This window comes from Streptomyces sp. NBC_00568 (assembly GCF_026341855.1).
Classification (GTDB): Bacteria; Actinomycetota; Actinomycetes; order Streptomycetales; family Streptomycetaceae; genus Streptomyces.
In genome coordinates this window covers 3,770,778-3,783,821 of the sequence record NZ_JAPENW010000001.1, presented here as the reverse complement: position 1 = coordinate 3,783,821, position 13,044 = coordinate 3,770,778, and the positions used below count along the sequence as shown (strand labels likewise).

Below are 13,044 nucleotides of genomic sequence, written 5' to 3'. Positions count from 1 at the left end.
GCCTTCACGCGCCCTTCACGCCGGGCACGCACGGTGCCTTCATCGCCGCGAGGGGCGCCGTGACGAGGGGCGCGTCCTGGAACCCCGGAGCGTCGAGCGCGAGGCGCACGCCCTCCTGAGGGGCCGTGCGCGCCTGGCGAGCGCGCCCGGTGAGCGCCCTCGCGAACCACCGCCCGGGTGCCTTCGTTCGCACGAGAGGGCACCCCGGTCGAGGAGGGCTGTGCGCCCGTCGCCGTTACGCGTCCTCCGCCAGCTCCAGCCAGCGCATTTCCAGTTCCTCGCGCTCCCCGGCCAACTCGCGCAACTCGGCGTCGAGTTGGGCGACCTTCCCGAAGTCGGTCGCGTTGTCGGCGATCTGGGCGTGCAGCTTGGTCTCCTTCTCGGAGATCTTGTCCAGCTGCCGCTCGATCCGCTGGAGTTCCTTCTTGGCGGCGCGGGCGTCGGCGGAGGAAGCGGCCTTGACCGGGGCCGGGGCGGCGGCGAGCACGGCGGCCGCGGCCGCCTCCTCGATCTTCCGGCGCCGCTCCAGGTACTCGTCGATCCCGCGCGGGAGCATCCGCAGGGTGCCGTCGCCGAGGAGCGCGAACACGTTGTCCGTGGTGCGCTCGATGAAGAAGCGGTCGTGGGAGATCACGATCATGGAGCCGGGCCAGCCGTCGAGGAGGTCCTCGAGCTGGGTGAGGGTCTCGATGTCGAGGTCGTTGGTGGGCTCGTCGAGGAAGAGGACGTTGGGCTCGTCCATCAGCAGGCGCAGGATCTGGAGCCGCCGGCGCTCACCACCGCTGAGGTCCCCGACCGGCGTCCACTGCTTCTCCTTGTTGAAGCCGAACGTCTCGCAGAGCTGCCCGGCGGTCATCTCGCGCCCCTTGCCGAGGTCGACCCGGTCACGGACGGCCTGGACGGCTTGGAGCACGCGCCAGTTCGGGTCGAGTTCGCCGACCTCCTGGGAGAGGTAGGCGAGCTTGACGGTCTTGCCGGTGACGATCCGGCCGGCGGCGGGCTGCTGTTCGCCCTCGCTGCGGGCGGCCTCGGCCAGGGCGCGCAGGAGGGAGGTCTTGCCCGCGCCGTTCACACCGACGAGGCCGACGCGGTCGCCGGGGCCGAGCTGCCAGGTCAGGTGCTTGAGCAGCACCTTGGGCCCGGCCTGCACGGTCACGTCCTCCAGATCGAAGACGGTCCTGCCGAGCCGCGAGTTGGCGAACTTCATCAGTTCGCTCTTGTCGCGGGGCGGCGGCACATCGGCGATCAGCTCGTTGGCGGCCTCGACGCGGAAGCGCGGCTTGGAGGTACGGGCGGGTGCTCCGCGCCGCAGCCACGCCAGCTCCTTGCGGACCAGGTTCTGCCGCTTGACCTCTTCGGTCGCGGCGATGCGCTCGCGCTCGGCCCGGGCGAACACGTAGTCGGAGTAGCCGCCCTCGTACTCGTAGACCGCGCCCTTCTGCACGTCCCACATCTGGGTGCAGACCTGGTCGAGGAACCACCGGTCGTGCGTCACGCAGACGAGCGCGGAACGGCGCTCGCGCAGGTGCTTGGCGAGCCAGGCGATGCCCTCGACGTCCAGATGGTTGGTGGGCTCGTCGAGGATGATCAGGTCCTGCTCCTCGATGAGCAGCTTCGCCAGCGCGATACGCCGTCGCTCGCCACCGGAGAGCGGGGCGATCACCGTGTCGAGCCCCTGCGGGAACCCGGGCAGGTCGAGACCGCCGAAGAGGCCCGTCAGTACGTCCCTGATCTTGGCGTTGCCCGCCCACTCGTGGTCGGCCATGTCGCGGATGACCTCGTGGCGGACGGTGGCCGTGGGGTCGAGCGAGTCGTGCTGGGTCAGCACGCCGACATGGAGGCCGCCGGAGTGCGTGACGCGGCCGGTGTCGGGCTCCTCCAGCTTGGCGAGCATGCGGATCAGGGTCGTCTTGCCGTCGCCGTTCCGGCCCACCACGCCGATCCGGTCCCCCTCGCTGACGCCGAGGGAGACTCCGTCGAGCAGTGCACGGGTGCCGTACACCTTGCTGACGGACTCGACATTGACCAGGTTGACGGCCATTTCTCTCCTGACAAGGGGGACGATCGACCCTCAAGGGTAGTCCGCGCCGCAGGGGCACCGAGCCGTGGCGTACCCCGCCCCGCCCCAGCCGCACGCCCAGGGGGCCGGGGTGGTGCCCCAGGGAGGCCGGAGCCGGGCGTCCGGGAAGCCGGGGCCGGTGACCAGGGCGGACGTCCGGCCTGCGTCAGAGCACCGTCGCGCCGGGCGCCGGGCTCCCGGTGACGCGGGCGGAACGGCAGGTGCCCGACGCGAGCAGGGCCTCGGCGATCGTCCGCGCGGATCCCGCGTCCGCGGCGAGGAACGCCGTGGTCGGGCCCGAGCCGGAGACGAGCGCGGCGAGGGCGCCGGCCGTGCGGCCCGCGGCGAGGGTGTCGGCGAGGGCCGGGAAGAGGGAGAGGGCCGCGGGCTGGAGGTCGTTGGACACAGTGCGCGCGAGGGCCCCCGCGTCCCCCTTCGCCAACGCGTCCAGCAGGTCCTGCGAGGCGGCCGGCTCCGGGACGCGTACGCCCTCGTTCATCCGGTCGAACTCCCGGAAGACCGCCGGGGTCGACAGCCCGCGCTCGGCCATCGCGAAGACCCAGTGGAAGGTCCCGCCGACCTCCAGGGCGCGCAGCTGCTCACCGCGCCCGGTGCCGAGCGCCGCACCGCCCACCAGGGAGAACGGCACATCGCTGCCCAATTCGGCGCAGATGTCGAGGAGTTCGTCGCGCGAGGCGTTCGTGCCCCACAGCGCGTCGCAGGCGAGCAGCGCGCCCGCTCCGTCCGCGCTGCCGCCCGCCATGCCCCCGGCGACGGGGATGTCCTTGGCGATGTGGAGGTGGACGGCGGGGTCGATGCCGTACCGGCGGGCGAGTTCGAGGGCCGCGCGGGCCGCGAGGTTCGTCCGGTCGAGGGGCACCTGGGCGGCGTCCGGGCCCGCGCAGGTGACGCGCAGCTCGTCGGCAGGGGTGACCGTGACCTCGTCGTACAGGCCGACCGCGAGAAACACGTTGGCCAGGTCGTGGAAGCCGTCGGGGCGTGCGCCGCCGACCGCGAGCTGGACGTTGACCTTGGCAGGGACGCGTACCGTCACCGTCACGGCTGGGTCGACTCCTCGTTCTCGGCGTTCTCGGCCTTCCCGGCGCCGCTGCCGTCGGCGTTCGCGTCGCGGTACCGGCGGGCGCCCTTGGTGTCCCCGCCGTTCACCTCGCCGCGGTTCTCCGCGATCCGGGCGAACTCCTCGACCGTCAGCGACTCGCCACGTGCCTGCGGGGAGACACCGGCGGCGACGAGCGCGGCCTCGGCGGCGGGGGCCGAACCGGCCCATCCGGCGAGGGCGGCGCGCAGGGTCTTGCGGCGCTGCGCGAAGGCCGCGTCCACCGCCGAGAACACCTCGCTCTTCGCCGCGGTCGTGGAGATCGGCTCGGCGCGCCGGGTGAGCGACACGAGCCCGCTGTCGACGTTGGGGGCCGGCCAGAAGACATTGCGTCCGATGGAGCCGGCCCGCTTCACCTCGGCGTACCAGTTCGCCTTCACGGACGGCACGCCGTACACCTTCGAACCGGGCGCCGCGGCGAGCCGGTCGGCGACCTCCGCCTGGACCATCACGAGGGTGCGCTCGATGGTCGGGAAGGTGTCGAGCATGTGCAGCAGGACGGGCACGGCGACGTTGTACGGGAGGTTCGCGACCAGCGCGGTCGGGGGCGGGCCCGGCAGCTCCCGGACGTGCATCGCGTCCGAGTGCACGAGCGCGAACCGCTCGGCCCGGTCCGGCATGCGCGCCGCCACCGTCGCGGGGAGCGCGCTCGCGAGGACGTCGTCGATCTCGACGGCGACGACCCGGTCCGCCGTCTCCAGCAGGCCCAGCGTCAGTGAGCCGAGGCCGGGTCCCACCTCCACGACCACGTCGTCGGGCCGCACCTCCGCGGTCCGCACGATGCGGCGCACCGTGTTCGCGTCGATCACAAAGTTCTGGCCGCGCTGCTTGGTGGGCCGTACGCCGAGGGCTGCCGCGAGTTCGCGGATGTCGGCGGGGCCCAGGAGGGCGTCGGGGGTGGGGCTGGTCACGAGCCCAGGGTACGGGGGGACTCGGGTCAGCCGTGCAGCCGTGGCCCGCAGTGCGGCCAGGGACTCGCCCCGCGCCGCACGTACAGCTTCTTCGCCAGGAGGGTCTGTTCCGCGGCCGGGGCGTCCTGGGGGCGCCCGCTGCCGCCCAGGGCGTGCCAGGTGCGGGTGTCGAACTGGTAGAGGCCGCCGTATGTGCCGGACGGGTCCACCGCGCCGGGGCGGCCGCCCGACTCGCACGCGGCGAGGCCGGACCAGTCCAGGTGGTCGGCGCCGTCGACGGCCACGGGATGGGGCTTCGTACCGACCCTGACCAGCTGGACCTGCGGCTCCCGCACCACCTCGGACCGGACGCGGAGCGGCCTCTGCCGGACACCGTTGACGGTCCGCAGGGTGAACGTGACGCGCCGCGCTCCGAAGCGACCTGGGCGCTCGACGACCTCGATGCCCTTGAACAGCGAGGAGTCGTCCGTCCTCCGCACCTCGAACGGGATCGGCTCCTCGCGGACCTCTCTGGTCCCGGTGACGCGCAGGACGGTGACCGTCTGGCCGTCCCGCGGGAAGCTCCCGGCCGCCACGGAGGTCGTGTCCTGTCCGTGCAGGGTGATCCCGGCCTCCTCGATGGCCTCCCCGACGCTCGCGGCGTTGGTGCGGATCGTCCGCGCCCGGCCGTCGGCCATGATCGTGACCGTGCGCTCGGTCCGCACGTGGAGCGCCAGGCCCTCGCGTCCGATGCGCTGGGAGCGCGAGGTGGACACATAGGCGCCCTCGGCGCGCACCCCCAGCTGTCTGAGCGCACCCTCCACGGTGTGCGCGGTCGTCCACACCCTGCGCCGGTCTCCGTCGAGCGTGAGGTGCACCGGGCGCCCGTAGCGCACCGCGACCTCGTCCCCGCTGGCGAGGGCCGTGCCGGGGGCGGGCGCGACGACGTCGTGCGGCCCCACCTTCACGCCTTCGTCGGCGAGCAGTTCCGTCACGTCGTCCGCGAAGGTGTGCAGCGTGCGCGGCCTGCCGTCGACGCTGAGCTCGATCGCCTTGTCGTTGGCGACGAAGGCGGAGGTGCCGCCGGCCAGGAAAGCCACGACCAGAGCCTGCGGGAGCAGCCGGCGCAGGGCGTCCGGGCGCTCGGTGGCGCGCTTGCGGCGGGCCGCGCGGCGCGCCTCGGCCCGCCCGCCGGTCGCGCGCACGCCGTCGGGCCTGTCCGTGCCGTCAGGGCTCCCGGCGTCCCCGTACGCCTCACGCGCCCCCGGCAGGGCACCTCCGCCCGCGGGGTTCGCGACGGTCACGGTGTCCGCCGACTGACGCGGGAGGCGGGGCTCGGTCGGCGCGTCGGGCGCGCCGGACACCCGGCGCACAGCGAACGCACCGCGCGCACCGAAGGCTCCGGGTACGCCGGGCACTCCTGGCGCGGGAGGCCCGTCGGGCACGGCGGGCTCGGGTGTGCGCGCCTCGTACACCGGGCGGTAGGGGTCCGGGTAGCCCTGGCCGTACGGCTCGTACCGCGCGTGGTCCGCATGGCCGGAGTACTCCTGGTGGCCGGAGCGCTCCGCGTAGCCGGAGCGCTCCGCGTACGCAGCCGCCGTCACACCGGTCACACCAGACACGCCAGACACGCCAGACACACGGACCATGCCGTCCCCCTCGAGCCCGTCGAGCCCGAGGGGCACGAGGGGCACGGTCGGTGCGTCCGGCGCGGCGGGCGCACCGGTCACGGGGGCGACGCCGGTGACACCGACGACGACCGTGGTGGCTTCTGAGCCACCGGTCGGTCCATACGTCTCGTACTGCTCGTACCGCGAGCTGCTCACGACGACACGCTCCAGGGGTCCGGATCGGGCGACCAGAACCTAGCGGAGCGGTCGTCACTCTCCCAAGCAACGCGACTACGCTGTGTCGCGACACTCCCCTGCGAAAGACGCTCGTTCGACCAGGGAGAACCCCGGGGACCGTTATGGGTCAGTAATCGAAGGCGCGCGCGGTGTTGGCGGAGACCGAGGTCGCCAGCGTGTCTTCGTCGATGCCGCGCACCGCGGCCATGGCGCGCACCGTGACCGGAATGAGATACGGCGCGTTGGGCCGTCCGCGGTACGGCGCGGGGGTCAGGAAGGGCGCGTCGGTCTCGACGAGGACGAGTTCGAGCGGGGCCACGGCCAGCGCGTCGCGCAGGGGCTGGGCGTTCTTGAAGGTCATGTTGCCGGCGAAGGACATGAAGTAGCCGGCGCGAGCGCAGATCTCGGCCATGTCGGCGTCGCCGGAGTAGCAGTGGAAGACGGTCCGCTCGGGGGCGCCCTCCTCCTTGAGGACGCGCAGGACGTCGGTGTGGGCGTCGCGGTCGTGGATGACCAGGGCCTTGCCGTGCCGCTTGGCGATCTCGATGTGGGAGCGGAAGGAGCGCTCCTGCGCCTCCTTGCCCTCGGGGCCGGTGCGGAAGTAGTCCAGGCCGGTCTCGCCGACCCCCTTGACCTGAGGGAGGGCGGCGAGACGGTCGATCTCCGCGAGTGCCTCGTCCAGCGCGGCGTCTCCACCCGGCTGCCGGACCCCCTGCCGGGACCAGCCTTCGGGGTCACCGTGCACGATCCGGGGCGCTTCGTTGGGGTGCAGGGCGACGGTAGCGTGGACGGCGTCGTACGCGGCCGCCGTCTCGGCCGCCCAGCGGGAGCCGTTCACGTCGCAGCCGACCTGGACGACCGTCGTCACGCCGACGGACGCGGCCTTGGCGAGGCCCTCCTCGACCGTGCCGGACTGCATGTCGAGGTGGGTGTGCGAGTCGGCGACGGGAACACGCAGGGGCTCGGGGAGCGGGGGTGCGGCGTTCTTGTCGGGGGCGGCGGAAGCGGAGGAAGGCATGCCCCGATCCTACGAAGGGGGCATGCCCGGCCTCACCTCGCGGGTCAGCCCGCCCTGCGGTGCTGGAACGGGTGCAGAAGGTCCGACAGATGCCAGTGGTGCGGCTCCTCGGGGGTGGCGGAGGACTCGGCCGGTGCGGCCTCCTCGGGGCCCTTCCCGGGCCGCCGGGGCGCTGCCGGGCGAGGTTGCCGGTGCGTCATGGAGTGCATGGAGTCGAGAACGGAGGACACCTGGCCGGCGCGCATGATGCGCACCACGTGGCTGTCGCAGTTCAGGCAGGTGGGCCGGCTGAGCGGCGACGGCACGACATGCCCGTTCGCCACGTACATCACGAACTCGCCACCTCCCGCGTCGCGGTGGTGCTCGATGTCGTACGACTGTTCCCAGCCGTGCCCGCAGCGCATGCAGGCGAAGGAATACGATTCGTGGACAACGGCCGTCGCCGCGCTGCGATGCCCGGTCTGTTCGGTGACCTGACCGGCGGCGATACCGCCGGTCCGTCCTGTGGTCTCACTCATGCCAGCTCCTCTTGTCCGCTGGACAAGCGCCTTCGTCGACGGAATTCCCCCTGAATTCCGTCGATGCGCCGAAGGCGAGGGACGGGTGCGTCCCTGCTTCCAGTGGACGCTTCTCCCGGCGCGAAAGCATCAGGCCTGTCGAGTGTTGGAGGCGTTTTGGCCTTTCCTTGTCGGAAGGCTCCTCCTACCCGGCCTGAGCTTTGCTTTTCACGATAGTCCTTTGCCCTTCTATGGGGCGCTTCGTGCGGCGTTCTTTGCCGCGACGACCGCATCGAAGACGTCCCTCTTGGGAATTCCGGCCTCCGCGGCGACGGCGGCGATCGCCTCCTTGCGCCGCTCCCCCGCCTCCTCGCGCACCTGCACCCTGCGCACCAGCTCGTCGGCGTCCAGTTCCTCGGCACCCTTGTCGGGGGCGCCCTCGACGACCACGGTGATCTCGCCGCGGACCCCCTCGGCGGCCCAGGCGGCCAGCTCGCCCAGCGGGCCGCGCTTGATCTCCTCGTACGTCTTGGTCAGCTCGCGGCAGACGGCGGCGCGGCGCTGTGTGCCGAGGACCTCCGCCATGGCGGCGAGGGTGTCGTCGAGCCGGTGGGGCGCTTCGAAGTAGACCAGCGTCCGGCGCTCCTCGGCGACCTCCCGCAGCCGGGACAGCCGCTCGCCCGCCTTCCGGGGCAGGAAGCCCTCGAAGCAGAAGCGGTCGACGGGCAGGCCGGACAGCGCGAGCGCGGTGAGCACGGCGGACGGGCCCGGTACGGCGGTGACCTTGATGTCCTTCTCGACCGCGGCGGCGACCAGCCGGTAACCGGGGTCCGACACGGACGGCATCCCGGCGTCGGTGACCAGCAGCACCCGCGCCCCGCCGGCCAGCGCCTCGACGAGTTCCGGGGTCCGGGCGGCCTCGTTCCCCTCGAAGTACGACACGACGCGCCCCGTCGGCTGGACACCCAGGGCCTGGGTGAGCCGGCGGAGCCTGCGGGTGTCCTCGGCGGCGATGACATCGGCCCCGGTCAGTTCCGCGGCGAGCCGTGGCGGAGCGTCGGAGATGTCGCCGATGGGGGTGCCTGCCAACACAAGGATTCCTGTCACGGTTCCATCCTCGCAGGGGCGCGGCCCGACAAGCTCATCCGACCGGAAGGGCCCGGGCACGGGACTCCCACAGACGTGTTCCCTACGATGGCGCGGTGACCAGTACCGCGTCCTCCACGGACACCCGGCAGGGCCAGGCCGCCGATGAGCAGCGGCCGTCGTGGCAGCAGCGGCTGCGCCGATTCGGCTACACGGCGCCGCCCAGAAGTGATGTGCGCGACCGGCTCGTACCGCCGTACGCCGAGCCCGGCCCCCGGATCTGGGGCGCCCTCGGGCTGCGCCGGGAGGTCGCCGACCGGTTCAACCGCTGGTCGGGATGGGGCGGCCCGATCCTGGTGACCCTGCTCGCCGGGCTGATGCGCTTCTGGAACCTGGGCAGCCCGAAGGCGGTGATATTCGACGAGACGTATTACGCGAAGGACGCCTGGGCACTCATCCACCGCGGGTACGAGGTCAACTGGGCGAAGGACGCCAACGACCTGGTCCTCCAGGGCAATGGCAACGTGCGGATCCCGACCGACGCCGCCTATGTCGTGCACCCGCCGGTCGGCAAGTACGTCATCGGGCTCGGCGAATGGATGTTCGGGTTCAACCCCTTCGGCTGGCGGTTCATGACGGCGCTGCTCGGCACGCTGTCGGTGCTGCTGCTGTGCCGGATCGGGCGGCGGCTGTTCCGTTCGACGTTCCTCGGCTGTCTCGCGGGCACGCTGATGGCGGTGGACGGTCTGCACTTCGTGATGAGCCGCACCTCGCTGCTCGACGGTGTGCTGATGTTCTTCGTGCTGGCGGCCTTCGGCGCGCTGGTCGTCGACCGCGACAAGGCACGGGCCAGACTGGCGGCGGCGCTGCCCACCGACGCGGACGGCGTGGCCCACCCCGACGCGGACACCGCCGAGACCACCCGTCTGGGATGGCGGCCCTGGCGCTGGACGGCGGGCCTGATGCTGGGCCTGGCCATCGGCACCAAGTGGAACGGGCTGTACATCCTCGCCGCGTTCTGTGTGATGGCGGTCCTGTGGGACGCGGCCTCCCGCCGGGTGGCGGGCGCCCGCCACCCCTACCTGGCGGCGCTCAAGCACGACACGGGCATCACGTTCCTGGCGACGGTCCCGGTCGCCCTGTCCGTGTACCTGCTCTCCTGGACCGGCTGGATCCTGTCGCCGGACAACGGCAAGGGCGGCTACTTCCGCAACTGGGCCGTGACGGACGGCAAGGGCGGCACCTTCGCCTTCCTCCCGGACTGGCTGCGCAGCCTGTGGCACTACGAGCACGAGGTCTACAAGTTCCACGTCGGGCTGTCGTCGCCGCACACCTACCAGTCCAACCCGTGGAGCTGGCTCGTCCTCGGCCGCCCGGTCTCGTACTTCTACGAGTCCCCGCTGCCCGGCAAGGACGGCTGCCCCGCCGACGCGGGTGACAAGTGCGCCCGTGAGGTGCTGGCGCTCGGCACGCCCCTGCTGTGGTGGGCCGCCTGCTTCGCGATCCTCTACGTGCTGTGGCGCTGGGCCTTCCGCCGGGACTGGCGGGCGGGCGCGATCGCCTGCGGCATCGTGGCCGGCTATCTGCCCTGGTTCATGTACCAGGAGCGCACGATCTTCTTCTTCTACGCCGTCGTCTTCGTGCCGTTCCTCTGCCTCGCGGTCACGATGATGATCGGCGCGATCCTCGGCCCACCCGGCTCCGGAGAACGCCGCCGGGTCGTCGGCGCCGCGGGAGCGGGCGTCCTGGTCCTCCTGATCGCCTGGAACTTCATCTACTTCTGGCCGATCTACACGGGCCAGGCGATCCCCATCGACCAATGGAGATCCCGGATGTGGCTGGACACCTGGGTCTAGCTGTACGGACACACCAAGAGGGCCCGGGAACCCGCCGGGCCCTCTTGGTCGTTTTCGGCCGCCGGCGGCACGCGACAGGCGAAGGACGGTTGTACGACGCCGGCAGGGGACAGAAGATCGGCGTCATCAACGCTTTCCGCCGCAACCAACGGAACGACAACTGCCCCGCATGGATGCATCCGTGACAGACCCGGAGGACCGAGAGCAGCAGGCGGATGTCACCCGCCGGCTTCTGTACCACCTGAACGCCCCGGTCGCGGAACACTGCCGCCTGCTCGGTGTCCTGCCCGCGCCCGGCGCCGTACGGATCGCCATCCGGGCCGGAGAGGGCGAGCACGTCATGAACCTGCTCTACGAGATCCCCAACGACACCGTGACCCCTTACTGGATCCCCGGCCTGCTGCGTACCGTCCTGACCGGACCTCAGATCTACAGCAGCAGTGATGTCGACGAGGTCATGGGGATGACGCTCATCCGCCTGCGCCCGGAGGAGATCACCCCGGACCCGGAACCCGAACAGGGCAGGGCGCTCACCGTCGTGCGCGCCCTGGCCGGCCCCGGCGACGACGAGAACCCCTTCCTGATCGGCTTCCTGATGCACGGCGACGGCCTGCTGCGCCTGTACGTGCAGCGTCCCGACCGGCCCGGCATCATCGGCGCGGACATCCGCCTGACCGAAACGCCGGCCACGGCACTGATCGCCTCACTCCCCTCCCTCGTGGAGGAAGAGCAGTACCAACGGCCGGCCCCGGAGGACCCGCACTGCGATCTGCTGGTCGACCTGACCAACTGGTAGAGCCTCGGCCCGGGGCGGAGCGGAGGGTCACGAAGTGCCGTGATCCCCATTGGCGAATATTGGTCACGTATGTGAATCGATGCATAGGGCTAACGATTCGGCGAAGGTCTGCACCATGAGCCCCACCCGCGCCTACAGTGCGGGGTGGACCGGCTTTTCTGAACGCGTTCAGAAGTTCGGAGAAGGGTTCACGGGGAGGGATCGCGCGATGCGCAAGGGGGCCAAAGCTGCCGTCATCGGCAGTGTGTTCGCGGTGATGGTGGGCGGCGCCGGGTACGGCGCCTACAACGTGGTGACCTCGATCAGCGGGGACGGCGGCGGTCGCGCCGACGGGCCCGCTCCGGTGAAGACCGGACCACCGAGCGGCACCGAGATCAAGGAGACCAGCCGCGCGTTCTTCGCGGCCTGGGAGAAGGGCGACGCGGCCGACGCCGCGGCCCACACGAACTACGCGTCGAACGCCGAGCAACTGCTCGCCGGTTACCGCGACGACGCGCACCTCACCCACGTAGGGATCACGCCGGGCACGCCGTCCGGGGCGACCGTGCCGTTCTCCGTCAAGGCCGAGGTGTCCTACGACGGGAAGCGCAAGCCCTTCTCGTACGACTCCGAACTGACCGTCGTCCGGGGAGAGACCACCGGGAAGGCGCTGGTCGCCTGGAAACCGTCCGTCCTCCACCCGGAGCTGAAGGACGGGGACACCCTGGTCACGGGCGAGTCGTCGAACCCGGCCATCGAGGCCGTGGACCGGAACAACGTTGTCCTGACGAAGGAGAAGTACCCGTCGCTGGGGCCGATCCTGGACGCGCTCCGCGAGAAGTACGGCGACACGGCGGGCGGCTCCCCCGGCATCGAGCTGGCGATCCGGCACGGGGGCGAGGAGAGCGGCGGCGACACGACGCTGGTCACCCTCGCCAAGGGGCGGGCGGGCAAGGTCCGTACGACACTCAGCGCGAGCGCGCAGGCCGCAGCCGAGAAGGCGGTCACGGGATACTCCGAGTCCTCCGTGGTCGCGGTGAAGCCGAGCACCGGCGAGGTGCTGGCCGTCGCCAACCACCGCCAGGACGGCTTCAACGCGGCCTTCCTCGGCAAGCTCGCGCCCGGCTCCACGATGAAGATCATCAGCGCGGCGACCCTCATCGACAACGGCATCACGACGGCGAACGGTCCCGCGCCCTGCACGGACACCGGGGTCTGGCAGAGCCAGACCTTCCACAACCTCACGGGCATGAAGCCGCAGGAGAACGCCACGCTCTCCGACAGCTTCGCGCGCTCGTGCAACACCGCGTTCGTGAACTACGCGGACGAGGTGAAGGTCGACTCGCTGACCACCGAGGCCCAGCAGCGCTTCGGGCTCGGTCAGGACAACTGGAAGACCGGCATCGCGTCCTTCGACGGCTCGGTGCCCGCCTCCGGAGGCCCGGACACCGCGGCCAACATGATCGGCCAGGGCCAGGTGCAGATGAGCCCGCTGAACATGGCGTCGGTGACGGCGACCGCGATGACGGGCGTCTTCCGGCAGCCGGTCATCGTGCCGCGCTCTCTCGACGACCGTGAACTGGCCACCGCGAAGGGTCTGTCCAGCAGTACGGTCGCGCAGCTGCGCTCGATGATGAACCGCACGGCGGTCAGCGGCACCGCCGCCCAGGTGATGGCCGGCCTCGGCGGCTCCGTCGGCGCCAAGACGGGCTCCGCCGAGGTCGACGGCCAGGCCGTGTCCAACAGCTGGTTCACCGGATACCGGAACGACATCGCGGCCGCCGCCATGACCCAGGAGGGCGGCCACGGCGGGGACGCGGCCGGTCCGATCGTCGCAGCTGTGCTACGAACGGGCGGCTGAAGTCGCCCCGCACAGGACGGGACCCTAGGGTGGTGCCT

The 13,044-nt window shown here is 71.6% G+C and carries 11 protein-coding genes; 3 read left to right on the top strand and 8 right to left on the bottom strand.

The genetic code is table 11. From position 1 onward, the window contains the following. Window positions 1–4: 4 nt before the first annotated feature. The 8 genes from OOK38_RS16560 to rsmI form a co-directional block, all read right to left on the bottom strand. Window positions 5–193, bottom strand: a complete 189-nt coding sequence (locus OOK38_RS16560) for a hypothetical protein (RefSeq protein ID WP_266759647.1) — start codon at window positions 191–193, stop codon at window positions 5–7. A gap of 42 nt (window positions 194–235) precedes the next feature. Beyond that, window positions 236–2,041, bottom strand: coding sequence for an ABC-F family ATP-binding cassette domain-containing protein (locus OOK38_RS16555; protein WP_266759649.1), 1,806 nt, complete (start codon window positions 2,039–2,041; stop codon window positions 236–238). Window positions 2,042–2,225: 184 nt separating this feature from the next. Beyond that, window positions 2,226–3,119: a 4-(cytidine 5'-diphospho)-2-C-methyl-D-erythritol kinase gene (locus OOK38_RS16550; protein ID WP_266759651.1), complete on the bottom strand. Its 894-nt coding sequence runs from the start codon at window positions 3,117–3,119 to the stop codon at window positions 2,226–2,228. Then, entirely contained in the window at window positions 3,116–4,087 is a 972-nt protein-coding gene (rsmA, locus tag OOK38_RS16545; protein ID WP_266759653.1) for a 16S rRNA (adenine(1518)-N(6)/adenine(1519)-N(6))-dimethyltransferase RsmA, read from the bottom strand. Before rsmA ends, OOK38_RS16550 begins: the two co-directional genes overlap by 4 nt. Window positions 4,088–4,113: 26 nt before the next feature. Next, window positions 4,114–5,670, bottom strand: a complete 1,557-nt coding sequence (locus OOK38_RS16540; RefSeq protein ID WP_266849349.1) for a resuscitation-promoting factor — start codon at window positions 5,668–5,670, stop codon at window positions 4,114–4,116. Window positions 5,671–6,040: 370 nt separating this feature from the next. Further along, a complete protein-coding gene (locus OOK38_RS16535; protein WP_266848560.1) occupies window positions 6,041–6,931 on the bottom strand; it encodes a TatD family hydrolase in 891 nt (296 codons plus the stop codon). Between the two features lie 44 nt (window positions 6,932–6,975). Continuing rightward, window positions 6,976–7,449 (bottom strand): hypothetical protein, encoded by a 474-nt coding sequence (locus OOK38_RS16530; protein ID WP_266759657.1) that lies wholly within the window; start codon window positions 7,447–7,449, stop codon window positions 6,976–6,978. 228 nt (window positions 7,450–7,677) lie between these two features. Further along, entirely contained in the window at window positions 7,678–8,535 is an 858-nt protein-coding gene (rsmI, locus tag OOK38_RS16525; protein WP_266759658.1) for a 16S rRNA (cytidine(1402)-2'-O)-methyltransferase, read from the bottom strand. Between the two features lie 95 nt (window positions 8,536–8,630). Here rsmI and OOK38_RS16520 point away from each other — a divergent pair, with 95 nt between their 5' ends. From OOK38_RS16520 to OOK38_RS16510, 3 genes are all read left to right on the top strand, one after another. Then, window positions 8,631–10,370 (top strand): dolichyl-phosphate-mannose--protein mannosyltransferase, encoded by a 1,740-nt coding sequence (locus tag OOK38_RS16520; RefSeq protein WP_266759660.1) that lies wholly within the window; start codon window positions 8,631–8,633, stop codon window positions 10,368–10,370. 181 nt (window positions 10,371–10,551) lie between these two features. Continuing rightward, window positions 10,552–11,166, top strand: coding sequence for a hypothetical protein (locus tag OOK38_RS16515; protein WP_266759662.1), 615 nt, complete (start codon window positions 10,552–10,554; stop codon window positions 11,164–11,166). A gap of 208 nt (window positions 11,167–11,374) precedes the next feature. Then, window positions 11,375–13,006 carry a penicillin-binding transpeptidase domain-containing protein gene (locus OOK38_RS16510; protein ID WP_266848559.1) on the top strand — a complete coding sequence of 544 codons (1,632 nt, stop codon included), beginning with the start codon at window positions 11,375–11,377 and terminating at the stop codon, window positions 13,004–13,006. Window positions 13,007–13,044 lie beyond the last annotated feature (38 nt).